Origin of the sequence: Streptomyces sp. AM6-12, assembly GCF_044327085.1 — a bacterium.
GTDB lineage: Bacteria > Actinomycetota > Actinomycetes > Streptomycetales > Streptomycetaceae > Streptomyces.
Map to the genome: position 1 here is coordinate 3,971,085 of NZ_JBIQWN010000001.1, position 24,930 is coordinate 3,996,014.

At 71.9% G+C, this 24,930-nt stretch carries 26 protein-coding genes; 8 read left to right on the forward strand and 18 right to left on the reverse strand.

Features of this window, described 5'->3' with window-relative positions; genetic code table 11:
- Nucleotides 1-23: 23 nt before the first annotated feature.
- Nucleotides 24-728, forward strand: a complete 705-nt coding sequence (locus tag ACE4Q9_RS17930; RefSeq protein WP_397985222.1) for a phosphatase PAP2 family protein — start codon at nucleotides 24-26, stop codon at nucleotides 726-728.
- 75 nt (nucleotides 729-803) lie between these two features.
- Here the strand turns inward: ACE4Q9_RS17930 and ACE4Q9_RS17935 are convergent, their stop codons facing one another.
- Complete coding sequence (locus ACE4Q9_RS17935; RefSeq protein WP_397985223.1) at nucleotides 804-2,399, reverse strand: FAD-binding oxidoreductase; 1,596 nt, start codon at nucleotides 2,397-2,399, stop codon at nucleotides 804-806.
- Between the two features lie 331 nt (nucleotides 2,400-2,730).
- Between ACE4Q9_RS17935 and pstS the strand changes: the two genes are divergently transcribed.
- The 4 genes from pstS to pstB all read left to right on the forward strand — a co-directional run bounded on the left by pstS (nucleotide 2,731) and on the right by pstB (nucleotide 6,865).
- On the forward strand, nucleotides 2,731-3,861 hold the full coding sequence (gene pstS, locus ACE4Q9_RS17940) for a phosphate ABC transporter substrate-binding protein PstS (protein ID WP_397985224.1): 1,131 nt from the start codon (nucleotides 2,731-2,733) through the stop codon (nucleotides 3,859-3,861).
- A 125-nt stretch (nucleotides 3,862-3,986) separates the two neighbouring features.
- A complete protein-coding gene (pstC, locus tag ACE4Q9_RS17945) occupies nucleotides 3,987-4,991 on the forward strand; it encodes a phosphate ABC transporter permease subunit PstC (protein WP_397985225.1) in 1,005 nt (334 codons plus the stop codon).
- Entirely contained in the window at nucleotides 4,988-6,049 is a 1,062-nt protein-coding gene (gene pstA, locus ACE4Q9_RS17950) for a phosphate ABC transporter permease PstA (protein WP_397985226.1), read from the forward strand. The genes pstC and pstA overlap by 4 nt, the downstream gene beginning before the upstream one ends.
- A 39-nt stretch (nucleotides 6,050-6,088) precedes the next feature.
- The gene (pstB, locus tag ACE4Q9_RS17955; protein WP_397985227.1) at nucleotides 6,089-6,865 is read left to right on the forward strand and encodes a phosphate ABC transporter ATP-binding protein PstB; all 777 of its coding nucleotides are present in this window, start codon (nucleotides 6,089-6,091) and stop codon (nucleotides 6,863-6,865) included.
- Between the two features lie 121 nt (nucleotides 6,866-6,986).
- Here pstB and ACE4Q9_RS17960 read toward each other — a convergent pair whose 3' ends face one another.
- Nucleotides 6,987-7,985: an anion permease gene (locus tag ACE4Q9_RS17960; RefSeq protein WP_397985228.1), complete on the reverse strand. Its 999-nt coding sequence runs from the start codon at nucleotides 7,983-7,985 to the stop codon at nucleotides 6,987-6,989.
- A 7-nt stretch (nucleotides 7,986-7,992) separates the two neighbouring features.
- Nucleotides 7,993-8,613, reverse strand: a complete 621-nt coding sequence (locus ACE4Q9_RS17965; RefSeq protein ID WP_015493282.1) for a DUF47 domain-containing protein — start codon at nucleotides 8,611-8,613, stop codon at nucleotides 7,993-7,995.
- A gap of 234 nt (nucleotides 8,614-8,847) precedes the next feature.
- Between ACE4Q9_RS17965 and ACE4Q9_RS17970 the strand changes: the two genes are divergently transcribed.
- On the forward strand, nucleotides 8,848-9,192 hold the full coding sequence (locus tag ACE4Q9_RS17970) for a metal-sensitive transcriptional regulator (protein ID WP_397985229.1): 345 nt from the start codon (nucleotides 8,848-8,850) through the stop codon (nucleotides 9,190-9,192).
- 15 nt (nucleotides 9,193-9,207) lie between these two features.
- On the opposite strand, the gene ACE4Q9_RS17975 is transcribed toward ACE4Q9_RS17970, so the two are convergent.
- Both ACE4Q9_RS17975 and ACE4Q9_RS17980 read right to left on the reverse strand, forming a co-directional pair.
- Entirely contained in the window at nucleotides 9,208-9,369 is a 162-nt protein-coding gene (locus ACE4Q9_RS17975) for a hypothetical protein (RefSeq protein WP_397987355.1), read from the reverse strand.
- Nucleotides 9,370-9,498: 129 nt separating this feature from the next.
- The gene (locus ACE4Q9_RS17980) at nucleotides 9,499-10,365 is read right to left on the reverse strand and encodes a hypothetical protein (RefSeq protein WP_397985230.1); all 867 of its coding nucleotides are present in this window, start codon (nucleotides 10,363-10,365) and stop codon (nucleotides 9,499-9,501) included.
- Between the two features lie 113 nt (nucleotides 10,366-10,478).
- On the opposite strand from ACE4Q9_RS17980, the gene ACE4Q9_RS17985 reads away from it, so the two are divergent.
- A complete protein-coding gene (locus ACE4Q9_RS17985) occupies nucleotides 10,479-10,637 on the forward strand; it encodes a hypothetical protein (protein WP_397985231.1) in 159 nt (52 codons plus the stop codon).
- Nucleotides 10,638-10,656: 19 nt separating this feature from the next.
- On the opposite strand, the gene ACE4Q9_RS17990 is transcribed toward ACE4Q9_RS17985, so the two are convergent.
- The 13 genes from ACE4Q9_RS17990 to ACE4Q9_RS18050 all read right to left on the reverse strand — a co-directional run bounded on the left by ACE4Q9_RS17990 (nucleotide 10,657) and on the right by ACE4Q9_RS18050 (nucleotide 23,912).
- Nucleotides 10,657-11,076 (reverse strand): NUDIX hydrolase, encoded by a 420-nt coding sequence (locus ACE4Q9_RS17990; RefSeq protein ID WP_397985232.1) that lies wholly within the window; start codon nucleotides 11,074-11,076, stop codon nucleotides 10,657-10,659.
- Nucleotides 11,073-12,110, reverse strand: a complete 1,038-nt coding sequence (locus ACE4Q9_RS17995; protein ID WP_397985233.1) for a CHAD domain-containing protein — start codon at nucleotides 12,108-12,110, stop codon at nucleotides 11,073-11,075. The genes ACE4Q9_RS17990 and ACE4Q9_RS17995 overlap by 4 nt, the downstream gene beginning before the upstream one ends.
- Complete coding sequence (locus ACE4Q9_RS18000) at nucleotides 12,091-14,445, reverse strand: RNA degradosome polyphosphate kinase (protein WP_397985234.1); 2,355 nt, start codon at nucleotides 14,443-14,445, stop codon at nucleotides 12,091-12,093. The genes ACE4Q9_RS17995 and ACE4Q9_RS18000 overlap by 20 nt, the downstream gene beginning before the upstream one ends.
- Before the next feature lie 207 nt (nucleotides 14,446-14,652).
- The gene (locus tag ACE4Q9_RS18005) at nucleotides 14,653-15,648 is read right to left on the reverse strand and encodes an ABC transporter permease (protein ID WP_397985235.1); all 996 of its coding nucleotides are present in this window, start codon (nucleotides 15,646-15,648) and stop codon (nucleotides 14,653-14,655) included.
- On the reverse strand, nucleotides 15,645-16,520 hold the full coding sequence (locus tag ACE4Q9_RS18010) for an ABC transporter ATP-binding protein (protein ID WP_397985236.1): 876 nt from the start codon (nucleotides 16,518-16,520) through the stop codon (nucleotides 15,645-15,647). The genes ACE4Q9_RS18005 and ACE4Q9_RS18010 overlap by 4 nt, the downstream gene beginning before the upstream one ends.
- Nucleotides 16,517-16,903 carry a GntR family transcriptional regulator gene (locus tag ACE4Q9_RS18015; protein ID WP_397985237.1) on the reverse strand — a complete coding sequence of 129 codons (387 nt, stop codon included), beginning with the start codon at nucleotides 16,901-16,903 and terminating at the stop codon, nucleotides 16,517-16,519. Before ACE4Q9_RS18015 ends, ACE4Q9_RS18010 begins: the two co-directional genes overlap by 4 nt.
- Nucleotides 16,904-17,003: 100 nt before the next feature.
- On the reverse strand, nucleotides 17,004-17,930 hold the full coding sequence (mshD, locus tag ACE4Q9_RS18020) for a mycothiol synthase (protein ID WP_397985238.1): 927 nt from the start codon (nucleotides 17,928-17,930) through the stop codon (nucleotides 17,004-17,006).
- A gap of 238 nt (nucleotides 17,931-18,168) precedes the next feature.
- Nucleotides 18,169-19,629 carry an ATP-binding protein gene (locus tag ACE4Q9_RS18025; protein WP_397985239.1) on the reverse strand — a complete coding sequence of 487 codons (1,461 nt, stop codon included), beginning with the start codon at nucleotides 19,627-19,629 and terminating at the stop codon, nucleotides 18,169-18,171.
- On the reverse strand, nucleotides 19,626-20,360 hold the full coding sequence (locus ACE4Q9_RS18030; RefSeq protein WP_037653459.1) for a response regulator transcription factor: 735 nt from the start codon (nucleotides 20,358-20,360) through the stop codon (nucleotides 19,626-19,628). Before ACE4Q9_RS18030 ends, ACE4Q9_RS18025 begins: the two co-directional genes overlap by 4 nt.
- 95 nt (nucleotides 20,361-20,455) lie before the next feature.
- On the reverse strand, nucleotides 20,456-20,704 hold the full coding sequence (locus ACE4Q9_RS18035) for a hypothetical protein (RefSeq protein WP_397985240.1): 249 nt from the start codon (nucleotides 20,702-20,704) through the stop codon (nucleotides 20,456-20,458).
- Nucleotides 20,705-20,817: 113 nt separating this feature from the next.
- Nucleotides 20,818-21,876: a S1C family serine protease gene (locus ACE4Q9_RS18040; protein ID WP_397985241.1), complete on the reverse strand. Its 1,059-nt coding sequence runs from the start codon at nucleotides 21,874-21,876 to the stop codon at nucleotides 20,818-20,820.
- A 143-nt stretch (nucleotides 21,877-22,019) separates the two neighbouring features.
- Nucleotides 22,020-23,045 carry a LacI family DNA-binding transcriptional regulator gene (locus tag ACE4Q9_RS18045; RefSeq protein WP_397985242.1) on the reverse strand — a complete coding sequence of 342 codons (1,026 nt, stop codon included), beginning with the start codon at nucleotides 23,043-23,045 and terminating at the stop codon, nucleotides 22,020-22,022.
- 87 nt (nucleotides 23,046-23,132) lie between these two features.
- On the reverse strand, nucleotides 23,133-23,912 hold the full coding sequence (locus ACE4Q9_RS18050; RefSeq protein ID WP_397985243.1) for a response regulator transcription factor: 780 nt from the start codon (nucleotides 23,910-23,912) through the stop codon (nucleotides 23,133-23,135).
- Nucleotides 23,913-24,089: 177 nt separating this feature from the next.
- On the opposite strand from ACE4Q9_RS18050, the gene ACE4Q9_RS18055 reads away from it, so the two are divergent.
- Nucleotides 24,090-24,914: an alpha/beta hydrolase gene (locus ACE4Q9_RS18055; protein ID WP_397985244.1), complete on the forward strand. Its 825-nt coding sequence runs from the start codon at nucleotides 24,090-24,092 to the stop codon at nucleotides 24,912-24,914.
- Nucleotides 24,915-24,930: the final 16 nt, after the last annotated feature.

Consider the following 24,930-nt stretch of genomic DNA (forward strand, 5'->3'; position numbering starts at 1 on the left):
GACGACGAAGGGGCCGCAGCACCATGGCTGTACTCGCCGAATCCGGATCGAACCCCGACGTCGAACTGCTTTACGACATCAACGGTCTGGCCGGCAGTGCGCCGCACTGGTTCGACCGGGTCATGGAGTTCGTGGGTGAGTACGGCCTGCTGCTCGCGATGGTGCTGCTCGTGGTGTGGTGCTGGTGGTCCGTGCGCCGCCGGGGCGGAGCGGACGCGGCGACGTCCGTGGCCGCGCTGGTGTGGGCGCCGCTCGCCGCCGGGATCGCGGTGCTGGTGAACATCCCGATCCGGGGATTCGTGTCCCGGCCGCGGCCCTTCGTGGACCATCAGGGGCTCGATGTCCTCGTCTCCGGCAAGACCGACTTCTCCTTCGTCAGCGATCACGCGACCTTGACGATGGCGCTCGGCGTGGGGCTGTTCGTCGCCAACCGCAGGTTCGGCATCGCCGGGATCGGACTGGCCCTGCTGGAGGGGTTCTGCCGGGTCTACATGGGCGTGCACTACCCGACGGACGTGATCGGCGGCTTCGCCCTCGGCACCGCGGTGACCCTGCTGCTGGCCCCGCCGGCCTCCGCCCTGCTCACCCCGCTGATGAAGGCGGTGGAGCGGACCCCCAGGGTGTCCTGGCTGGTGCGCCGCCGGACGCCCGTGGACGTACCGCTGGTACCGGGCGCCCGCCGACCGGTCGAGCCGATGGACTCGGAGGAACGGGACCTGGCGGCGTAACCGGCCACGGCGCTCCCGCGGCCGGGAACGCCGCTCAGCCGATGCCCCGGACCCGCCGATCCCCCGGTCCCGCCCCTACACCCCCTGCGCGTACGAGAAGAACCTCGACGGGTCGTACTGCTGCTTCACCTTGGCCAGCCGCGCCGCCGCGTCCCCGTAGTACGCCTTCCGCCAGTCCGTCAGCGTCGGGTCCGTGTAGTTCTGGTACGCCGCGCCGGAGGCGTACGGTGCCATCGCGCGATGCGCCGAGGTCAGCCACGACTGCGCCGTGCTCCCGGACGCCCCCGCGGACCAGGACGCGATGTACTGCGCCAGCATCCGCGAGCGCCGGTGCACGAACGCCGTCGCCGTCGGCGCCACCCGGTTCACCGCCCCGCCCAGCGCCGTGAACGCGATGCTGCCCCCGCCGCCCCGCACCCCCGCGATCTGCCGCAGCACCGTCTGGATGCCGGCCGCGGACAGGGACCGGTCGAAGAAGTCGGAGCGGGCCGCGTACGTCTCCCGCCCGAGCGCCCCCTTCTCCGAGCGGCCCGGCGTGCTGCCCGGCAGATGGCACTGGGCCTGCGCGGAGAAGGAGGAGCACCCGGCGTAGATCTCCATCGCCTCCTCGTAGCCCCGCCGGTGCAGGGAGACGGAGGTGGCGTTGGCGCCGGCCTGGTGGGCGAGGCGGTCCACCGCGTTCTTCAGCTCGCCGTAGGTGCCGATGGAGAAGCAGGAGACGGAGATCGTCGGCGTCCGGCCCGGCACGCACGCCAGGTGCAGGGAGGACCAGATCTCGTCCGGCTGCGTCGGCCCCCACTCCTGCCACGCCTTGAGCACCGCCGCCGCCTTCGACCACGGCCAGGACAGATACGCGGTGACCGCCTGCGGCGCCGGGTGGGTGCGGAAGCGCAGCTCGGTGACGACGCCGAAGTTGCCGTTGCCCGCGCCGCGCAGCGCCCAGAAGAGGTCGGAGTGCTGGGTGGCGTCCGCGGTCAGCTGCTTGCCGTCGGCGGTGACCAGGGTCGCCTGGGTGAGGCTGTCGCAGGTCAGCCCGTACGCGCGGGAGACGACCCCGTGGCCGCCGCCGAGCACCAGGCCGGAGACGCCGACCGTGGGGCAGGAGCCCGCCGGTATGGTCACGCCCTTCGCGGCCAGCCCCCGGTAGACGTCGATCAGCTTCGCACCGGCGCCGACCACCGCCTCGCTGCCGCTGACCCGTATCCGGTTGAGCCGCGAGACGTCGACGATCAGCCGGCCGTCGCCGGAGGAGTACCCGGCGTAGGAGTGGCCGCCGTTGCGTATCGCCACCCGTATGTGCCGGCTTCTCGCGTACGACAGGACGGTGCGGATGTCGGCGGCGTGCGCGACGTAGGCGACCGCGGCGGGCTTCAGGCCGTCGAAGCGGGTGTTGTACAGCTGGTGCGCGGTCTTCCACTGGGCGTCGCCGGGCCGCACCAGGGAGCCGTCGAGGTCACGGCCGAGGGCGGCCCAGTCGGCGGCGCCGCCCGCGCCGGCCACGCTGCTCGCGCCGGTGGTCTTCATCGCCGTGAGCGACGCCGAGGAAGCCCCGGACCCGCCCGAGGCAGGTGTCCGGTCCGCCGCGGAGTGGCCCCCGCCCGTACCGCACGCGGTCAGTGCCGTCGTCGCCAGCGCGGCCGCGCCGCCCGAGATGAACGTACGCCGTTCCATGTGTCCGTCGCCTTTCCGCGGCCCGAGTGGCCTCCGGGAGACGAGACGACGCTGTGTACACAAGGGTTCCCCCGTACGGGTGCCGGACATCGCAAATGTGTGCGTCCGCCCCGCTCGCCGGAACCGGCGCGTGCCCTCCCCGTGAGCATTCCGTGACCTCACCGGGCCGACGGCAGGGGTTCACCCGTCGTTCACGTATGGCCTTCGGCGGCTTCACCTGATCTGCCTAATTTCGGCCTTACCCGGTGCGGAGTGCGGTTCGGATGCGCTCCCCGCACCCACGACTTCGCACGCCGCCGACCGCGGCGGCTCCTGGAAGGAACTCCCGAACGTGAAGCTTCAGCGCAAGAACCGGCTGCGCGCCGTGACCCTCGGTGCTCTCGCCGTCTCCGGCGCCCTGGCCCTGACGGCGTGCGGCTCCGACGACAACGGCGGCGGTTCCAAGCCCTCGGGTGGCGCATCGGCCTCCAACGCCTCTTCCATCAAGTGCGACGGCGCCAAGGGCCAGCTGCTCTCGGACGGTTCTTCCGCGCAGAAGAACGCGATCGACGCCTGGGTCAAGAACTTCTCGCAGGCTTGCGGCGTGCAGATCAACTACAAGGCCGGCGGCTCCGGCGCGGGCGTGACCTCCTTCACCCAGGGCCAGATCCCGTGGGCGGGCTCCGACTCGGCGCTCAAGCCCGAAGAGGTCGCCGCCTCCAAGAAGGTCTGCTCCGGCGGCCAGGGCATCGACCTCCCGATGGTCGGCGGCCCGATCGCCATCGGCTACAACCTCAACGGCGTGGACAACCTGGTCCTGGACGCCCCGACGCTCGCCAAGATCTTCGACGGCAAGATCACCAACTGGAACGACGCCGCGATCAAGAAGCTGAACCCCTCGGCGAAGCTTCCCGACCTGAAGATCCAGGCCTTCCACCGCTCGGACGACTCCGGCACCACGGACAACTTCACCAAGTACCTGAAGGCCGCCACCCCGGAGAACTGGAAGTACTCGGGCGGCAAGACCTGGCAGGCCAAGGGCGGCCAGTCCGCCGCGCAGTCCTCCGGCGTCGCCCAGCAGGTCAAGCAGACCAACGGCGCCATCGGCTACTTCGAGCTGTCGTACGTCGGTGACGGCATCAAGGCCGTGAGCATCAACACCGGTGCCGCCCAGCCGGTCGCCCCCAGCACCGAGAGCGCCACCAAGGCCATCGCCGACGCCAAGGTCATCGGCACCGGCAGCGACCTGTCGCTCCAGCTGAACTACAACACCAAGGCCGACGGCGCCTACCCGATCACCCTGGTGACGTACGAGATCGCCTGCGACAAGGGCAACAAGGCCGACACGCTGCCCACCGTCAAGGCGTTCCTCACCTACATGGCGTCCGAGGACGGCCAGAAGCTGCTCAGCGGCATCGACTACGCGCCGATGCCCGACGCGATCATCAGCAAGGTCCGCTCCACCATCGCGGGCCTGAGCTGACCTGATCCGAGAGTGCGGCCCGGTCCCACGGCCTCCCCGCGGGCCGGGCCGCACCGTCCGGTGCACCGCCGCCACGAGCCACGCGCCCCCACCGGGGCGAGCGGCTCCGCAGACCGGAGAACCCGATGGACATAACGAAGACAACCGACGCACCACCCCCCGCATCCCGGCCGGCCACCCGCCCGGAGAAGACCGCGAACCGCAGCGCCACCCGCGCCGGTGACCGCGTCTTCCTCGGCCTGTCCCGCGGCTCCGGCATCCTGCTCCTGGTGATCATGGCCGCGATCGCGGTCTTCCTCACCTACCGCGCGTCCCTCGCGATCAGCAAGGACCACGGCAACTTCCTGACCACCTTCGAGTGGAACACCAACCTGATGCCGCCGTCGTTCGGCATCGCGGTGCTCGCCTTCGGCACGGTGGTCTCCTCGGTCATCGCCATGGTGCTGGCCGTGCCCGTCGCGGTCGCCATCGCGCTGTTCCTCACCCACTACGCCCCCCGCAGGATGAGCGGCCCGGTCGCCTACGTGATCGACCTGCTCGCCGCGGTGCCGTCCATCGTGTACGGCCTGTGGGGCGCCCTGATCCTCGTACCGCACCTGAACGGCCTGTTCGGCTGGCTCAACGAGTACCTCGGCTGGACCGGGATCTTCTCCTGGCAGGGCGGCGCGCCCCGCTCGATGCTCACCGTGGGCATCCTGCTCGCGATCATGATCCTGCCGATCATCACCAACGTGAGCCGCGAGGTCTTCCGGCAGGTCCCGCGGATGCACGAGGAGGCCGCGCTGGCCCTCGGCGCCACCCGCTGGGAGGTCATCCGCATGTCGGTGCTGCCCTTCGGGCGCTCCGGCGTGATCTCCGCCTCGATGCTCGGCCTCGGCCGCGCGCTCGGCGAGACGATGGCCGTCGCCACGGTCCTCTCCCCGACCTTCGACATCCAGACCAGCCTGCTCGACCCGGGCGGCGGCACCTTCGCCCAGAACATCGCCAGCAAGTTCGGCGAGGCGACCCAGGACGGCCGGGACGCGCTGATCGCCTCCGGCCTGGTCCTGTTCGTCATCACCCTGCTGGTCAACGGCGCGGCCCGCGCGATCATCGCCCGCCGCAAGGAGTACTCGGGGGCCAACGCATGAGCACCGCAGCCGTCACCGACAAGCGCGGCGGATCGCTGCGCAGCGCCAGCCTGCCGAAGTGGTCGCCGTGGGCGATCGCCGGTGGCTCGATCGTGGTCGCGGTGGGCATCGGCGCGGGCGCCGGCCTGACCAGCCACATCCAGTGGGGCCTGATCGCCGCGCTGCTGTTCATCCTCGGCACCTACGTCATCGCCTCCGCGGTGGAGGGCCGCCGCCAGGCCAAGGACCGCATCGCCACCTCGCTGGTGTGGGTCGCGTTCCTGCTCGCCGTGGTCCCGCTGGTCTCGCTGATCTGGACCACCGTCAAGCGCGGTGTGAAGGTCCTCGACCCCTACTTCCTGACGCACTCCATGGGCGTCGTCGCCGACTCCGAGCCGGGCGGCGGCATCTACCACGCGATCATCGGCAGCCTGGAGCAGGTCGGCCTCGCCACCCTGATCGGCGCGCCGGTCGGTGTGCTCACCGCGATCTACCTGGTGGAGTACGGCCGGGGCGGTCTCGCCCGCGCGGTCACCTTCTTCGTCGACGTCATGACCGGCATCCCGTCGATCGTCGCGGGTCTGTTCATCCTCAGCCTGATGCTGATGGCGGACATGCAGCCCTTCGGCTTCGCCGGCTCGCTGGCGCTGGCCATCCTGATGATGCCGGTCGTGGTCCGCTCCACGGAGGAGATGCTCAAGCTCGTCCCGAACGAGCTGCGCGAGGCGTCCCTGGCGCTGGGTGTGCCCAAGTGGCGCACCATCCTCAAGGTGGTCCTGCCGACCTCCATCGGCGGCATCACCACGGGCATCATGCTGGCCATCGCCCGTATCGCGGGTGAGACGGCGCCGGTCCTGCTGCTGGTGTGGGGCAACTCCTTCATCAACAACAACCCGTTCTCGGGTGCCCAGCAGGCGCTGCCGCTGTACATCTACCAGCAGTACTCGCAGAGCTCGGGTTCCACGGCGGCGTACGACCGCGCCTGGGCGGCCTCGCTCACGCTCATCGCCTTCGTGATGATCCTCAACCTGGCGGCCCGCGGCATCGCCCGCTGGAAGGCTCCCAAGATCGGTCGCTGACGCGGCCCCACAGCGACTGACGGAAGTAGTGAAGTAGTCATGGCCAAGCGAATCGACGTAAGCGGACTGACCGCGTACTACGGCTCCCACAAGGCGATCGAGGACATCTCGATGACCGTCGAGCCGCGCTCGGTGACGGCGTTCATCGGCCCCTCCGGCTGCGGCAAGTCGACGTTCCTGCGCACCCTGAACCGCATGCACGAGGTCACGCCGGGCGGCCGGGTCGAGGGCAAGGTGCTGCTCGACGACGAGGACCTGTACGGCAACGGGGTCGACCCGGTGTCGGTGCGGCGCGAGGTGGGCATGGTCTTCCAGCGCCCGAACCCGTTCCCCACGATGTCGATCTTCGACAATGTGGCCGCCGGTCTGCGGCTCAACGGCAACTACCGCAAGAGCGAGCTGAACGACATCGTCGAGAAGTCGCTCAAGGGCGCGAACCTCTGGAACGAGGTCAAGGACCGCCTGAACAAGCCGGGCGCCGGGCTCTCCGGCGGCCAGCAGCAGCGGCTGTGCATCGCCCGCGCGATCGCGGTCGAGCCGAAGGTGCTGCTCATGGACGAGCCGTGCTCCGCGCTCGACCCGATCTCCACGCTCGCGATCGAGGACCTGATCGGTGAGTTGAAGGAACGGTTCACGATCGTCATCGTCACGCACAACATGCAGCAGGCGGCGCGCGTCTCCGACCGCACGGCCTTCTTCAACCTCGCGGCGGTCGGCCAGCCGGGCCGGCTGATCGAGATCGACGACACGGAGCGGATCTTCTCCAACCCGTCCGTGCAGGCGACGGAGGACTACATCTCCGGCCGCTTCGGCTAGTCCGTCCCGATTTCCTCGCGGTGCTGCATGGCGGTGCCACCACGAGGATGCAGAAGGGCCCGCCCCCGGCTTCCGGGGGCGGGCCCACTGCGTTCCCCGCCCGGCGGCGGGGAACCGAGAGTTACAGCGCCACCAGCTTCACCACGCCGAAGGCCAGCGCCGCGACCAGTGCGGCCGCCGGCATCGTGATGAACCAGCCCAGGACGATGTTCTTGGCCACGCCCCAGCGGACCGCGTTCACCCGCTTCGTCGCGCCGACGCCCATGATGGCCGAGGTGATGACGTGGGTCGTGGAGATCGGCGCCTTGAAGAGGTACGCCGTACCGAACATGATCGACGCGCCGGTCGCCTCCGCGGCGAACCCCTGCGGCGGGTCCAGCTCGATGATCTTCCGCCCGAGCGTCCGCATGATGCGCCAGCCGCCCGCGTACGTGCCGAGCGACAGCATCATCGCCGAGACCAGCTTCACCCAGACCGGGATCGGGTCGTTGTAGGTCGCGTGCCCGGCGATGACCAGGGCCATCACCACGACACCCATCGTCTTCTGGGCGTCCTGGAGACCGTGGCCGAGCGCCATGCCCGCCGCGGAGACCGTCTGCGCGATGCGGAAGCCCCGCTTGGCCTTGTGCGGGTTGGAGCGGCGGAACAGCCACATGATCAGCAGCATCACGAGGTAGCCGACGACCAGACCGACGACCGGCGACAGGAACATCGGCACGATGATCTTGTCGACCACGCCGTCCCAGTGGACCGCCGTACCGCCCGCGAGCGCCGCCCCCACCAGGCCGCCGAACAGCGCGTGCGAGGAGGACGAGGGCAGGCCGAAGTACCAGGTGACCAGGTTCCAGGCGATCGCGCCGAGCAGCGCGGCGAAGAGGATGCCCATCCCCGTGCCGCCCGACGGCGTCTCGATCAGCCCCTCGCTGACCGTCTTGGCGACGCCGGAGCCGAGGAACGCGCCGGCGAGGTTCATCACGGCGGCCATCGCCAGCGCCGCCCGCGGGGTCAGCGCCCGCGTGGAGACCGAGGTGGCGATCGCGTTCGCCGAGTCGTGGAAGCCGTTGGTGTACGTGAACAGGAGCGCGACCGCTACGGTCACGATCAGAGCCAGGGTGTCCATCGACGCCTCAGGACTCCTTGACGGCGATGGTCTCCACCGTGTTCGCCACGTGCTCGAACGCGTCCGCCGCCTCTTCCAGCACGTCCACGATCTGCTTGAGCTTCAGCACCTCGATCGCGTCGTACTTGCCGTTGAAGAGGTGCGCCAGCAGCTTGCGGTGGATCTGGTCGGCCTGGTTCTCCAGCCGGTTGACCTCGATCCAGTACTCGGTGAGGTTGTCCATGGTGCGGAGGTTCGGCATCGCCTCCGCGGTCAGCTCGGCCGCGCGGGCCAGCACCTCGATCTGCTGCTCGACGCCCTTGGGCAGCTCCTCGACGTTGTAGAGGACGACGAGGTCGACGGCCTCCTCCATGAAGTCCATGATGTCGTCCAGGGAACCGGCGAGGGCGTAGATGTCCTCGCGGTCGAACGGCGTGATGAACGAGGAGTTCAGCTGGTGGAAGATCGCGTGCGTGGCGTCGTCACCTGCGTGTTCCGCTGCCCGCATACGCTCTGCGATCTCGGCCCGGGCGGAGGAGTCCGCCCCGAGCAGTTCCATCAGGAGTTTCGAGCCGGTGACGATGTTGTCCGCGGAAGCGGCGAACATGTCGTAGAAGCTCGTCTCCCTGGGGGTCAGACGAAAGCGCACGTGGGGTCCTCGGGGTGCTTCGGTTTCGGTCAGGCTGATGCTAGGCGCATCATCCGGCCACGGCTATCGGGCCGCCCTCCAGTGTCGCCCATCGGGCAGAGCGATCATCACGGGGGCGTACCAAGGCCCCCCATACCCAGCAAAATTCGGTACCATATACCCAGTAGGGGTATGCCGGGTGATATGTCCCCCGGTGTGTGACCGAGAACACCCGTCCCGAGATGGAGGCCCGCTATGACGACCACCGAGGCCGGCGCCACGGCAGCCTCCGGGCAGACGGACCGCGCCGAGCACGCCACGCACGGTTACCACAAGCAGAAGGACGAGCACCTCAAGCGGCTGCGCCGGATCGAGGGGCAGATCCGGGGGCTCCAGCGGATGGTGGACGAGGACACCTACTGCATCGACATACTCACCCAGGTCTCGGCCTCCACCAAGGCGCTCCAGTCCTTCGCGCTCCAGCTGCTGGAGGAGCACCTGCGGCACTGCGTGGCGGACGCCGCGCTCAAGGGCGGGGACGAGATCGACGCGAAGGTGGACGAGGCGACGAAGGCGATCGGCCGGCTGCTGCGCACCTGAGGACCGCGCGGGCGCTCAGCCGTCCCGTTCCCGCCGTTCCACTCTCAGCACCTCGTCGATGCACTCCATGCTGAGCCGGTCCTCGGCGGCCGAGGCCGCGATGATCAGCTCGCCGCACAACTCGATCTCGGCGAGGGCCACATGGTCCTGAACCGCCGTACCGCCGGCCGCCGCCACCCGCCTCACCTCTTCTCTGACGTCACCGAACTCCTAGGGTAGGAGGCGGTTTACCTACCGCGCATGGCACGGACGGGCTACTTCCGAGGTGGCGTCAAGGGACTAGTGCGGCACCGGGAGTGGCCGGATTCAGGCACCGTCGGCGCCCGAGTCCTCCGCGATCCGGCCGGCGTAGATGTCCCGCTCGCGGGGCAGCGCGACGACGGCGGGGGCGCCGAAGTCGAACAGCAGGATGGTCGAGGTGACGGCGACGGGGGTGCGTCGGCGGCCGTTGACGAAGCTGAAGCGCTGGCGCAGCTTGCGCAGCCGGCCCTGGTCGTCCAGGTAGGCGTCGAAGGGCACCTGGGCCGTGGCGAACCCTTTTGCCGCCGCGGCCAGGGAGCTGCGGACGTCCGCGGGCGCGTACCGGGCGGCGCGGGCGAGGTCCGCGGTGCCCCGGTAGTGCCGTACCGGAATGCCGCCGACCTCGGTGCGGCCGACGTAGCTCGCCCGCCGGGTGCCGCGCAGCACCTCGGCCGCGGTGTACGGGTCGGTGACGCCGCCGGTGACCAGATTGCCGTCGGAAAGCGTGGCCGTCTCCACCCGCACCCACTTGTCGGCGGGCACCCCCGCCCCCCGGTTCTTCATGAACAGGGCGCCGGGTGCGAGGAGTTCGGTGAGCGGCTGGTGCTCGGCGGCGCCCACCGGGTCCTCCGGGAGCACGACGGTCAGCCGGCCGAGCCGGTGGACGTAGTCGTAGACCCCGGTGCCGCGGATGGTGACGCGGGTGCCGCCCGTGGCCATCTCCATGGCGGTGCCGGCCTTGGAGCTGCCCGCGCCGGTCAGGGCGCCGGCCGCGCCGGTCAGCAGGGTGATCGGATCGCCCGCGCCGCTGCTGACGTCCTCGGCGGGGAGCCCGAGGTCCGAGCAGCCGCCTACGCCCGCGCCCAGCGCGAGCGCGAGGCCCAGCGCGCCGGCCGTCCTGCCCGCGCGCCGTCTGTACTGCCGCCGTTCCATCGCCCTGCCTTCCCCCAGCCGGTACGTCCGTTACGGCCCCCTGTCCTCCGGTTAACGACGAGTAGGGGACCGCCGTCACGCTCTGCCCTTGGCATCTCGGTACGGTGGGCGGCGTGGCGGAGCAGGACACGCGGGACCCGGACCATCTGACGACGACGACCGAACAGGGCCGCTTCTGCGTGGCCCGCTGCACCTGCGGCTGGCGTGGCCCGGCCCGCAGGGCGCGCAGCCAGGCGAGAACGGACGCGACCGAGCACGAGGACGGCCGCTAGCGGGCGTACGGCACGGCCGCTAGCGCGGAGTCGTCGCGATGGCAGTCAGGGCCGGGGGGATCAGGTCCCTGTCGTGGGGGTGGGTCAGGCGGGCGCGGGCCTCGGTCGGGGGGAGCCAGAGGAGTTCGGTGACTTCGGCGTTGGGGGTGAAGGCGCCGCCCGTGGACTCGGCGGCCCAGTAGGTGACCTCCTTCGGGCGGCCCGCGTGGTCGGTGTAGCGGGCGGTCGGCAGGGGCGCGCCGAGCCGGCAGGTGTGGCCGGTCTCCTCCTCGACCTCGCGCAGTGCCGCCGCCCGCGGCGTCTCGTCCCGCTTCAGCTTGCCCTTGGGCCAGGACCAGTCGGACCACTTGGGGCGGTAGACCAGGGCCAGTTCGATGTCACCGGCGGGCGAGCGGCGCCACAGGACGCAGCCCGCGGCCCGTACGGGGGTCCCGGTCATACCGTCTCCACCGCCTCCCGCTGCCAGGCCCGCTGGAAGGCGAACCGGGCCGCCTCCACCTCGTGCCGCTGGTCCGCGTGCAGGACGCCCAGGGCGTAGGCCGTGGCGGGGGCGATACGGGGGGTGCGGGCGGCCTGGGCCGCGGCGGCGGCCGCCTCGGAGGCGTCGCGGTGCCGGTTCAGGGCCTGCCCCGCCGTCAGCAGGCGGACGTCCACGGGGGTGCCGGGGTCCAGCACCTCGCGGGCGTAGCGGTGCAGGCGCAGCAGCAGTCGTACCTGGTGCCAGGGGCCGTCCTGGGGGTGCGGGGACGGGTCCGGGGACAGGCCGTGGATCAGGGCCTCCGCGTTGTACGGGTGGCCCGCGGTGAGCAGCGGCAGCGCGGCGATGGCATCGGTGAGCCGCTCCCGCGCGGCCCCGGCCAGCGGGCGCAGGTCGGTGGTGGCGGCGGCCGGGGCGAGCGGGACCTCGCTGGCGAGCACGGCGACCTTGTCGGCGACGGCGTGGAAGCGGCTGGAGCCGAGCGCCTGGAGGGCGGTGGAGTGGGCGCGGGTCCGGGCGAGGGTGAGCTGGCGGTCGAGCAGGGCGCCCGCCTTCGCCGCGCCCACCGTCAGATTGCCGCGCTCCGGCGGAGCGGTCGCGGGGCCCCCGGACACCGCCACCTGCTCGGGGAAGGCCGCCGCCCCCGACAGCCGGTGCAGCGCCTGCAACAGCCGCTCCAGCCGGGCCTCGTACGCGTGCTCCAGGGCCAGCGTGCCCGACAGCCACGCCAGTTCGGGACGCATCGACTCCGACCAGGCGGGGTCGAGCAGCGGCCGGTAGGTGTGCAGGCTGCCGCTGATCCGCCGGGCCGAGCGGCGCAGCGCGCGGACCGCGTCGGCGGATTCCTCGCCGGAGCACGTGGCGCCCCCGGTCTCCCGGTGCAGCCGCAGGGCGCGCAGGAACTCCGTCGCCTGGTTGCGCAGATAGCCCGCGAGGGCGTCCCCGGTCACCACCTCGGCCGTGGGGTCCGTCGGGTCAAGGTGTCGCTGTGCCACGCCGGCGCCTCCGGGCGTCTATGAGCATCTCCTGGATGTTGCGCAGGGGCTGGCCGTCCGCGTCCACCGCGTGCCGCGTCCACTCGCCGTCCGGGCCGAGGTGCCAGGACGCGGTGGAGTCGGACATGCCGGTGTCCAGCAGCCGGTTGATGGCCGCGCGGTGGCCGGGGTCCACGACCCGCACCAGGGCCTCGATCCGCCGGTCGAGGTTGCGGTGCATCATGTCGGCGCTGCCGATCCACACCTCGGGCTCGCCGCCGTTGCCGAAGGCGAACACACGGGAGTGCTCCAGGAAGCGGCCGAGGATCGAGCGGACCCGGATGTTCTCCGAGAGCCCCGGCACACCGGGCCGGATCGCGCAGATGCCGCGGACCCAGACGTCCACCGGCACGCCCGCCTGGGCGGCCCGGTAGAGGGCGTCGATGACGGCCTCGTCGACCATCGAGTTGACCTTGATGCGGATGAACGCCGGGCGGCCCGCGCGATGGTGCTGGATCTCCTTGGTGATCCGCGATATCAGGCCGTCCCGCAGCGACTTGGGGGCGACCAGCAGCCGGCGGTAGGTCTCCCGGCGGGAGTAGCCGGAGAGCCGGTTGAACAGGTCGGAGAGGTCCGCGCCGACCTGCGGGTCCGCGGTGAGCAGGCCGAGGTCCTCGTACAGCCGGGCGGTCTTCGGGTGGTAGTTGCCGGTGCCGACGTGGCTGTAGCGGCGCAGCGTCTCGCCCTCCTGGCGGACCACCAGCGACAGCTTGCAGTGCGTCTTCAGGCCGACCAGCCCGTAGACGACGTGACAGCCGGCCTCCTCCAGCTTCTTCGCCCACTTGATGTTGGCGTGCTCGTCGAAGCGGGCCTTGATCTCCACCAGCACCAGGACCTGCTTGCCGGACTCGGCGGCGTCTATCAGCGCGTCCACGATCGGGGAGTCCCCCGAGGTGCGGTACAGGGTCTGCTTGATCGCGAGGACGTCCGGGTCGTCGGCGGCCTGCTGGAGGAAGGCCTGCACGGAGGTGGAGAAGCTGTCGTACGGGTGGTGCAGCAGCACGTCCCGCTGGCGCAGCGCGGCGAAGATGTCGGGCGGGGAGGCCGACTCGACCTCGGCCAGGTCGCGGTGGGTGCCCGCGACGAACTTGCGGTACTTCAGCTCGGACCGGTCGAGACCGTGGATGCGGAACAGTCCCGTCAGGTCGAGCGGGCCGGGCAGCGGGTAGACCTCGGCCTCGGAGATCTTCAGCTCGCGCACCAGCAGGTCGAGCACCTCGCGGTCGATGGACTCCTCGACCTCCAGGCGCACCGGCGGCCCGAAGCGGCGCCGCATGAGTTCCTTCTCCAGGGCCTGGAGGAGGTTCTCCGCGTCGTCCTCCTCGACCTCCAGGTCCTCGTTGCGGGTGAGCCGGAAGGCGTGGTGCTCCAGCACCTCCATGCCCGGGAACAGTTCCTCCAGGTGCGCGGCGATGACGTCCTCGACGGGGACGTACCGGCCGGGGCTGGACTCCAGGAAGCGGGAGAGCAGCGGCGGCACCTTCACGCGCGCGAAGTGCTTGTGGCCGCTGACCGGGTTGCGTACGACGACGGCCAGGTTCAGGGAGAGACCGGAGATGTACGGGAAGGGGTGCGCGGGGTCGACGGCCAGCGGGGTGAGCACCGGGAAGATCTGGTGCCGGAACAGCGTGAACAGGCGGGCCTGCTCCTTGTCCGTCAGCTCGCTCCAGCGCACCAGGTGGATGCCCTCCTCCGCGAGCGCGGGGGCGACGTCCTCGTGGTAGCAGGCGGCGTGCCGGGCCATCAGCTCGCGCGAGCGGGCCCAGATCATCTCCAGGACCTCGCGCGGCTGGAGCCCGGAGGCCGAGCGGGTGGCCACGCCGGTGGCGATGCGGCGCTTGAGTCCGGCGACCCGGACCATGAAGAACTCGTCCAGGTTGCTGGCGAAGATCGCGAGGAAGTTGGCCCGCTCCAGCAGGGGCGTGTTCGGGTCCTCGGCCAGTTCGAGGACGCGCTCGTTGAAGGCGAGCCAGCTGCGCTCCCGGTCGAGGAACCGGCCCTGGGGCAGCGGGGCGCCGTCGGCCCGGGAGTCCTCGTACGCGTCGAGGTCCGCGTCGATGTCGGGTTCCAGGTCGGAGACCGCGGAGGTCACGGTGTGCGGCCGGCGCGCCGCGATGGAGCCCACCGGGGGCTGCGGGTGCTGAACCTCTGCCTGGGCGTCTTGCTGACTCATGAACCCATTCTTCCGCGCGACCGGTGCGACGGGCGCGTCGGAACGTGCGGGCGGGAGCGTCACGGTCCCGTTCCCCGCGGGCCCCTCGGGGGGCGGCGAAGGCTCTGGCACGACGGGTTTCATTGGCCGAGCGTCGCAAGCCCGTCTGAATCGATGGTTACGGCGACATGACGTGCGGGATAGCGGGGGGCGGCTCCCAGGGGGCCCGCGTCGCGGAAGCGACGGATTCCGTGGCGGTCCGGGCGGGGTCGTACAAGGTCGTACGGGTCCGAAAGCGCGGGTGCGGGACCGTACGGCAGCGTACGGTCCCGCACCCGGTGGAAGAAGGCGTCAGGCGGCGGCCCGCGCGGTGCGCAGCGGCCCGGTCTGCCGGCGCAGCACCAGGAAGCAGCCGGTGGCCAGCAGCGCGGCGACGGCCAGGAACAGCGCGCTGGTGCCGAGCTGGAGCCCCCAGAAGTGGGAGGCGGGGTGGTAGGTGCTGTAGCGGCCGGCGAAGCCCGCGTACGCGGTCTCGCACGACGCGGGGGTGCCGCACGACGGAATCGGCACATGGGCGCCGGAGCGGGTCACCATGCCCTGGTCGACCACCAGCCCGCGGCCGGCGAAGCCGTGGTTCACCGTGCTCTCGCGGGTGACCGCCGGCCACAGGTACGGCAGCGCTTGGTACGCCAGCCCCAGCAGCCCCCCGCTCACCGCCACCCCGACGACCAGCGCGGGCAGCGTCCGGCGCAGCAGCAGCCCGGCCAGGGCGCCGGCCGCGAGCCCGGCGAGGGCGAGTGCCACCTCGATGGGGCCGTTGGCGTGCAGGGTGAAGCGGTCGTACCACTCCTTGGCGGAGTCGATCCGGCCCTGCCCCGCGGCCCAGGCGCGGTGGTGCAGCCAGGCCAGCAGCCCGGTGCAGACGGCGACGCCGAGCGCCGGCACGGCGAGGCGCACCGCGAGCCAGCGCGCCGGGGAGGTGGCCTGGGTCCAGGCGAGGCGGGCGGTGCCGGACTCCAGCTCCCGGCCGGTCAGCGCGGCGCCCGCCCAGGCGGCCACCAGGAAGGGCAGCACGTTCAGGGCGATGGTGGCGTAGTTGTAGTAGTCCTTGTAGTGCATGATCGCGGCCTGGTCGTAGCTGCACCGCTCGCTCATGCCGCAGGCGTCGTACTGCCGCCAGCCCTCGGCCGCCGCTTCCGCGAGCGGGCCGGAGAGGGCGATCAGCAGGGCGGCCAGGGCGAGCCACAGCACGCCCCAGGTGTACAGCGCGGGCCGGTGCAGGCGCAGCAGCCAGCGGATCTGCCGGGGCCGGTCGGCGGGTGCGGCGGTCAGGGTCACGGCGCTCACGCGGCACGCTCCTTCGTGGGGTTCGGTGCGCCGGGGCCCCGCAGGTGGGCGAGGACCAGCTCCTCCAGGGAGGGCGCGGTGGTGCGCCAGTCGCCGGCGAGCGGTCCGGCCGGGCGGATCAGCGCGGTGAGCTGGCGGCCGGTGACGTGGGACTCGATCACGGTGTGCGGGCCGAGGTCAGCGCCCGCGGCGGCGCCGCTGATCCGCAGATGGGCGGCGAGCAGCTCGTCGATCTCGCCGGCCAGCCGGATCCGGCCGCCCGTGACCAGCAGCAGATGGTCGCAGGACTCCTCCAGCTCCGCGATGACGTGCGAGGAGAGCACGATGGTGGTGCCGTGCAGCGCGGTCTGGCCCATCAGCGTGCCCATCAGCTCGTGCCGGGCCACCGGGTCGAGGTCGGCCATCGGCTCGTCCAGGAACAGCAGTTCGGGGCGCTTGCCGAGGGCGAGGGCGAGCGCGACACGGGTGCGCTGGCCGCCGGAGAGGGTGCGGATGCGGGCGGCCGCGTCCAGGTTCCCGACGATGTGCCCGGCGAGGTCCGCGTCCCAGCGTCCGGGGTTGAGGTCGGCGCCCATGCGCAGCGTCTCCGCGACGGTGAGCTGCGGGTACAGGGGCTTGTCCTGGGCGACGTAGCCGACCCGCGGGCGGGCCTCGGCGGGGGTGGTGCCGAGGACGCTGAGGGTGCCCTCGGTCGGGGTCGTCAGCCCGGCGGCGAGGGCCAGCAGGGTGGACTTGCCCGCCCCGTTGGGGCCCACGAGGGCGCACACGCGCCCCCTCGGCAGGCGGAACGCGCAGTCCCGCAGGGCCCAGCCGCCCCGGCGGCCGAACCGTTTGCCCAGAGCGTCGGCCCGCAGGGCCGTGTCGCTGCTCATGACGGATCTCCCTGGAAGTGCTTGTCGAGTACGGCGGTGAAGATCGCGGCCACGTCCTCCCGCTCCAGGCCGGCCGCGCCGGCGCGGCGGGCCCAGTCCTCCAGCTCCGCGCGGAGCGGGGAGTCGGCGGGAGCGGTGCCCAGCGCTCGGCGCACGAAGGTGCCGAGCCCCCGCCGCGCCTCGACCAGGCCCTCCCGCTCCAGCTCGCGGTAGGCCTTGAGGACGGTGTTGGGGTTGATGGCGGTGGCCTCGACGACCTCGCGGGCCGTCGGCAGCCGGTCGCCGGGGCGCAGCAGACCGAGGCGCAGGGCCTGCTTGGTCTGCTGGACGATCTGGACGTACGTGGCGACACCGCTGTGCCGGTCGATGCGGTATTCGACCACGCGTGCATCACCCTTTCACTAATTGAGTAGTGAAAGGGTGATGCGAAGAAGGGGCGGCCGTCAAGGCGACCGCCCCTTGAGGTGCCTGATGCCCCTTATGTCACGTCTCGGTGCGGTACATCAGGTCCGTCTCGTACGTGCGGAATCCCAGCCGCTCGTACACCGCGACCGCGGCCTTGTTGTCCGCGTCGACGTAGAGCATCGCGGTCGGCAGGCCCTGCGCGGCGAGATGACGCAGGCCGATGGTGGTGAGCGCCTTGCCCAGGCCGCCGCCCTGCTCGCCGGGGCGCACCCCGAGCACATAGACCTCGCCGAGACCCTCCTCCGCGTGCACCTTGGTCCAGTGGAAGCCGATCAGCTCCCCGCGCCGCTCGGCGAGGAAGAACCCGGCCGGGTCGAACCACGGCTGGGCCTTGCGGTCGTCCAGGTCGCGCTGGGTCAGCGAGCCCTGCTCCGGGTGGTGGGCGAACGCGCCCGCGTTGACCGCGAGCCACGCGGCGTCGTCCTCGCCGGGCTCGAAGGCGCGCACGCTCACGCCCTCGGACAGCTGCGGCTCCGGCAGCTCAAGTCCCGTCAATTCGCGCCGCATCTGGCGCAGTTCGCGGAACAGGGTCAGACCGAGCACCTGGGCGAGATGGCGGGCGGCCGGGTGTCCGCCGTGCGCCCACACCCGAAGGCGCTTGCCGGAGGCGGCGAGCAGGGCCGTGCCGAGCGCGCGGCCGTGTCCGTGGCCGCGGTGCGCGGGGTGGATGACGAGTTCGGCGGCCGGCGCCTCCACCGGGTCGGTGTCCTCCAGCTGGGCGTAGCCGACGAGTTGGCCGTCGACGGTCAGCAGTAGGTGCGAGACGCCCTCGCGGGCACCCCCGCGCAGTTGCAGGCGGCCCTGCTCGGACACCGGCTGCTGCCCGTCGACCCCCGCGGCCTCGCCGAGCAGGGTGAGCACGGCCTCGGCCTGGTCCGGGGTGAGCGCGGAAAGGGTCTCGATGGAGCGGGCGGGAAAGGCCCGTACGGTGTCGTCGCTGCTCATGCGTACGAGAGTACGGGGCGGTCACCGGCGCCGCCGAGAACACCGGCCGGCGGCCCGCCCCGGTGTTCATCCCGAGGGCCGCGGGAAGGCGCTCAAGGTGTCCATGGCCGGCTTGTCCGTCCCGGCATGCGCACCGGACAGGCGGTGCACGAGGGGCCGGCCGGGGGCGGTGACGTCGGTGATGCCGCCGAGCGGACGTGGTCCTGTGCCGAGGTGCGCTCCGGGCCGCCGGGGCCGGTTACGGCTGTCCGGCCGTCTCGTTCGCGGCCGGTTCCGGCGGGGGCACCGGCGCTCCCGGCAGTCGTACGGTCGCCACCGTGCCGCCGCCCGGTGCCGGGGCCAGGGTGACCTCGCCGCCGCACTGCTGGACCGTACGGGCGACGATGGACAGGCCGAGGCCGGAGCCGGGCAGCGCGCGGGCGCCGGGGGAGCGCCAGAACCGGTCGAAGACATGCGGGAGTTCGTCCTCGGGGACACCGGGACCGTGGTCGCGCACGGTGAGCACGCCCCCGGTCAGCCGGACCTCGATGGTGCCGCCCTCGGGGCTGAACTTCACGGCGTTGTCCAGGATGTTGACCACGGCGCGCTCCAGCGCGGACGGCTCCCCGTACACGTACCAGGGCTCCAGGTCCGCCGTGATGGTCAGCTCCGGGCCGCGCAGCCGGGCCCGGCGCAGGGCGGCCTCCACGATGTCCTGGAACGAGGTGATCTGCGTCTGCTCGCCGCCCTGCCCCTGCGGCCGGGACAGCTCCTGCAAGTCACCGATCAGCGACGCCAGTTCGGTCACCTGCGCCGTCACCGAGGAGAGCAGGGCCTTGCGGTCCTCCGGCGGGAGCGGACGGCCGGTCTCCTCGCTGCGGGTGAGCAGTTCGATGTTGGTGCGCAGCGAGGTCAGCGGGGTGCGCAGCTCGTGCCCGGCGTCCGCGATCAGCTGCTGCTGCATCACGCGGGACCCGGCCAGCGAGGAGGTCATCGAGTTGAACGACCGCGACAGCCGGGCCACCTCGTCGTCGCTGTCGTCCTCCACGGGGATGCGGATGGTCAGGTCCTCGGTGCGGGCCAGCTGCTCCACGGCCTCCGTCAGCCGGTCGACCGGGCGCAGGCCCGCGCGGGCCACGGCGAGCCCGGCGGCGCCCGCTCCCAGCACGCCGACGCCGGAGACGAGGAGCAGGATCAGCGCGAGGTCGTCCAGCGTCTTCTGGGTGTCCTTGAGGGAGATGGCGGCCACCACGACGATGCCGGGGTAGGTCTCCCCCGGCCCCGTCGGGATGGCCATGTCCATGACCCGCACATCGTTTCCGGCGCTGTCGGAGCTGTCGTAGAAGAGACGCTTGCGGAAGTCCATGCCCTTCGCCGCGTTCTTGTCCGTCGCCGTCACCTTCAGCACGCCGTCGGAGTCCGGTACGACGCAGAACTTGCCGTCGACCGTCACCATCTGGAGGTACACGAAGGCCGGGGAGCGGCCGACCATGGTGGCCGGGGCCTGCGGGCAGGCGGCCAGCAGCGTGGTGGCGTAGTCGGGGGAGAACGGCCTTATGCTCATCAGCCGGTTGTCCACCTCGTCGTAGAGCTTCTTCTCCACGATGAACCAGCACGACACCGACACCGCCGCGACCGCGAACGCCACCGCCGCCGCGACCAGGACGGCCAGCCGGGCCCTGATCGGCAGCGAGCGGTAGCGCCGTACGAGCTTGTTCACTCGGCGCCGCCCTGCCGCAGCACATAGCCGACGCCCCGCACGGTGTGCACCAGCCGGGGCTCCCCGCCCGCCTCGGTCTTGCGCCGCAGGTACATCACGTACACGTCCAGCGAGTTGGAGGACGGCTCGAAGTCGAAGCCCCAGACCGCCTTGAGGATCTGCTCGCGGGTGAGGACCTGGCGCGGGTGCGCCATGAACATCTCCAGGAGCGTGAACTCGGTGCGGGTCAGTTCGACCTGCCGCCCGCCCCGCGTGACCTCGCGGGTCGCGAGGTCCATGCGCAGATCGCCGAAGGTGAGGGCCTCGTCCGCCTGGGCCGCCGGGGAGACGGCCGCCGCGTACGAGCTGCGCCGCAGCAGGGCGCGGATCCGGGCGAACAGCTCGTCCAGCTCGAACGGCTTGACGAGGTAGTCGTCGGCGCCCGCGTCCAGGCCGGTCACCCGGTCGCCGACCGTGTCGCGGGCGGTGAGCATGAGGATCGGCAGGGTGTCGCCGCCGCCGCGGATGCGGCGGGCCGCCGTCAGACCGTCCATCCGGGGCATCTGGATGTCCAGGACGACCAGGTCCGGCTGGTACGCCGCGGCCTTCTCCAGCGCGTCCGCGCCGTCGACGGCGACCTCGGTGTCGTACCCCTCGAAGGCGAGGGAGCGCTGGAGCGCCTCGCGTACGGCCGGCTCGTCGTCGACGATCAGGATGCGCTGGGTGTCACGGTCGCCTTCGGCGGGGCTCATGCTCGCGATTCCTCGGGGGGATGGGTCCTGTGGTGGATGGTGAGCTGTCCTCCAGCCTGCCATGGTGCCGGGCCGGGCGGCACGGATGCCGGGGGTCAGGCCGTGAGGGCGGCGAGATTGCGCATCGCGGTCAGCCGGTGCAGCGGCACCTTGTGGCCCCGGCGGTGGTGCCGGTCCGATGCGCTGCGGCGCAGCCCCATCAGCTGGGGGACGTGCGCCGGGGCGATCTCCGCGGCGCGGGGCTCGGGGGCGGCCGGCGCGTGCAGCCGGCGTGCCACGGCGAGGGCGAGGGTGAGATCGGCCGGGCCGAGGCCCGCTTCCCGGTGGAAAGTCAGCTGGATCATGATGTTCCTCCAGACACCCCGAGTGACACTGGACGGCCCCGGTGGGACCGGTGTGCGGCCCTGGTGGGGCCCGCGTGAGGCCCCGGTGGGGCCCTGCGAGCCCCGGTGGGGCCCTAGTTCCGCCCGCCCGAGCGCAGCTTGGCCAGGTCGGACTTGACCGTGTTGACGGGGATCGCGAAGCCGAGGCCGATGCTGCCCGCGTCCGAGGACGAGGACGCCTGCTGGCTCGACGAGTACATCGCGGAGTTGATGCCGATGATGTTGCCGGCCGCGTCGATCAGCGCGCCGCCGGAGTTGCCGGGGTTCAGGGAGGCGTCCGTCTGGATCGCCTTGTACGTGGTGGTGGACGAGCCGGTGTCGCCGTTGAACTCGCGTCCGCCGAACTGGAACGGCCAGCTTCCGTCGCCGCCCTGGCCCTGCCCCTGGCTCTCGTCCGTGGGCACCGTGACATCCCGGCCCAGCGCCGAGACGATGCCGCTGGTGACGGTGCCGGTCAGGCCCTCGGGCGAGCCGATCGCCACCACCGAGTCGCCGACCTGCACGCTGTCCGAGTTGCCGAGGCTCGCCGCCCGCAGCCCCGAGGCGCCCTCGAGTTTGATCAGCGCGAGGTCCTTGGAGCGGTCGGTGCCCACCACGTCGGCGGTGTAGCTGTGCCCGTCGCTGGTGCGCACCTTGACCGACTGCGCGCCCGCGATGACGTGGTTGTTGGTGATGACCTCGCCCTTGGACGAGATGACCACGCCGGAGCCGGTGGAGGAGCCGTCGGCGAGGGTGGCGTTGATCTCCACCACGCTCGGGCTGACCGCGGCCGCGATCGCGGCGACATTGCCCTTCTTGCCGGCCGGCACCACGGCGGTGCTGGTCCCGGTGGCGGTCGCGTCGCTCTTGCCCGCCAGCTCCTGGAAACCGTACGCGGTGGCGCCGCCGACCGCCGCCGCGACGAGCGCGACCGCCGCGAGGAGGGCCACGGGCCCGCGGGCCCGCTTGCGCCCCGGCTCCGGCGCCGCCTCCGGTCCGGCGGGCGGCAGCGGCGAGGTGGCCGTGGCCGCCGGCTCGTACGCCGGCGGGGGCGGCCACTCCGGGTTCACGGGAGCGGAGTAGCCGTGACTCTGACGGTGCGGACCCTGCGGGTCGTAGTCGTACTCGCCGCTGCGGCGGAAGCTCTCGGTCATGGAAGAAGCCTCCCCGGCGACCATGAGAGCTTCCTGAGTGCGTGCTGAGAAGCCCGGCAGAACCTCGTTTGCCCGATATAAAGACGCCCCTCGGGGCTCGGCGAGGGCTCTCACCGGCCTCTCAGAAGGCGCCGACGACGTTGTCAGTGCGCGCATCCGCAGGAGGGGCGCACCACCAGCCGGGACGGGAACGTCTTCAGCCGCTCGCGCCGGGACCCGGCCACCCGCAGCCCGTCGTCCAGCACCAGGTCGACCGCCGCCCGCGCCATCGCCGAGCGGTCGGAGGCGACCGTGGTCAGCGGCGGGTCGGCGAACGCGGCCTCCTTGATGTCGTCGAAGCCCGCCACGGCCAGCTCGCCGGGCACGTCGATGCGCAGCTCGCGGGCGGCCCGCAGCACGCCGATCGCCTGGTCGTCGGTGGAGCAGAACATCGCCGGCGGGCGCTGGGGCCCGGACAGGATGTCCAGGGCCGCGCGGTAGGCGTCGTACCGGTTGTACGGCGCCTCGAACAGCCGGCCCTCGGTGCTCAGGCCCGCCTCGGCCATGGCCCGCTTCCAGCCCTCCACGTGGTCGGAGACCGGGTCGCCGACGGCCGGGGTGTCCGCGGTGCCGCCCATGCAGGCGACGTACGGGTGGCCGTGTTCCAGCAGGTGGCGCACGGCGAGCTGGGCGCCGCCGAGGTCGTCCGTCACCACGGCGACGTCGTCGATGGCCTCCGGCCGCTCGTGCAGCAGCACCACGCGGGCGTCCCAGGCGTCGATCTCGGCGGCGGCCAGGTCGTTCAGCGCGTGGCTGACCAGGATCAGCCCGGAGACCCGCATCCCGAGGAAGGCCCGCAGATAGTGGACCTCGCGCTCGGCGATGTAGTCGGTGTTGCCGACGAGCACCATCTTGCCGCGCTCGGCGGCGGCCTGTTCCACGGCGTGCGCCATCTCCCCGAAGAAGGGCTGGCGGGCGTCCGGGATGATCAGCCCTATCAGGTCGGTGCGCCGGGACGCCATCGCCTGGGCGACCCGGTCGGGGCGGTACCCCAGCTCCTTGATCGCGGCGAGGACACGCTCGCGCGTGGCCGGGGCGACCGGCCGGGGTCCATTGTTGATGACATAACTGACGACGGCGGTGGAAGTCCCCGCCAGCCGCGCCACATCATCCCGAGTCACCTTGGCCACGCGCGGAGTCTACGCGGATTGACCCAGCTCGGGCAGGGTGTTCCACACCCCGGCTGTACGCGGGAAACCGTCGGAAGGTGTGGAGGGTCAGGCGTCCGCGTGGACCTCGGCACCAACCGGGGCGCCGGCCGCGCCCGCCTCGTCCGCCTTGGCCCGGTTCGCCTTCGCCCTGGCCTCGTCCCCGCCGCGGTCGCCCTTCTCGGGGGTGACGAACCGGTAACCGACGTTCCGTACGGTGCCGATCAGCGACTCGTGCTCCGGGCCGAGCTTGGCCCGCAGCCGCCGTACGTGCACGTCGACGGTCCGGGTGCCGCCGAAGTAGTCGTAGCCCCACACCTCCTGGAGCAGCTGCGCGCGGGTGAAGACCCGGCCCGGATGCTGGGCGAGGTACTTCAGCAGCTCGAACTCCTTGAAGGTCAGGTCGAGCACCCGGCCCTTGAGCTTGGCGGAGTACGTCGCCTCGTCCACCGAGAGGTCGCCGTTGCGGATCTCCATCGGCGAGTCGTCGTGCGTGAGCTGCTGGCGGCCCATCGCGAGCCGCAGCCGCGCCTCGACCTCGGCCGGCCCCGCGGTGTCGAGGAGCACGTCGTCCACGCCCCAGTCGGCGGTGACGGCGGCGAGCCCGCCCTCGGTGACCACGAGCAGCAGGGGACAGCCGGGACCGGTGGAGCGCAGCAGCTGGCACAGGCTGCGCACCTGCGGCAGGTCGCGCCGGCCGTCGATCAGGATGACGTCGGCGCCGGGGGTGTCGACCAGGGCGGGGCCCTCGGCGGGGGCGACCCGCACGTTGTGCAGGAGCAGGCCGAGGGCGGGCAGGACCTCCGTCGACGGCTGGAGGGCGTTGGTCAGGAGCAGCAGAGAACTCATACGTCTGGTTCCTCCTCGGTCCCTGCGAGAACTGTGCGGACGGGCACTGCTCTGCGTTCCCGAAGGCCCGTACACCGGGGGCACCCGAAGGGGCCGCTCCGTATACAACGCTTCCGAAAGCACAAAAGGACCCGGTGGCGACGCTGCCCGAGTCCTCTGCCCAGCAGAATAGCCCACATGAGCAATCGCCCGGCAGGAGATGTGGCAGGTTCCACCGTACGTCCGGATGCCGAGACAGGCAGACCAGGCCCTGTCCGGACATTCCTGCGCACGGCGGACGGCGTCCCGGTCGAGGCCGTATACGACGCGGGTGCGGCCGTATACGACTCCGACGCTCCCGTCCTGGTGATCGCGCACGGTTTCACCGGGGACGTGGACCGTCCGCATGTGCGAAGGGTGGCGGCCGGGCTCGCCCGTTACGGTGCCGTCGTGACCTTCTCCTTCCGGGGCCACGGGCGCTCGGGCGGGCGCTCCACGGTCGGCGACAAGGAGGTCCTCGACCTCGCCGCCGCCGTCGCCTGGGCACGCGGCTTCGGGCACGGGCGCCTGGCGACCGTCGGCTTCTCCATGGGCGCCTCGGTGGTGCTGCGGCATGCGGCGCTGCGTCCGGGCACGGTGGACGCGGTGGTCGCGGTCAGCTCGCCCGCCCGCTGGTACTACCGGGGCACCGCCCCGATGCGCCGGCTGCACTGGCTGGTCACCCGCCCCGAGGGCCGCCTGGTCGGCCGCTACGGCCTGCGCACCCGCATCCACCACCGGGACTGGGACCCCATACCGCTCTCGCCCGTGGAGGCGGTCCCCCGGATCGCCCCCACCCCGCTGCTGATCGTGCACGGCGACCGGGACGGCTACTTCCCGCTCGACCACCCGCGGATGCTCGCCGACGCCTCCGGCGGCCACGCCGAACTGTGGCTGGAGCCGGGCATGGGCCACGCGGAGCACGCCGCGGACGACGCCCTGGTGGACCGCATCGGGGACTGGGCCGCCCGCCGCTGCGGCTAGCCTGGCTTCCGTTACT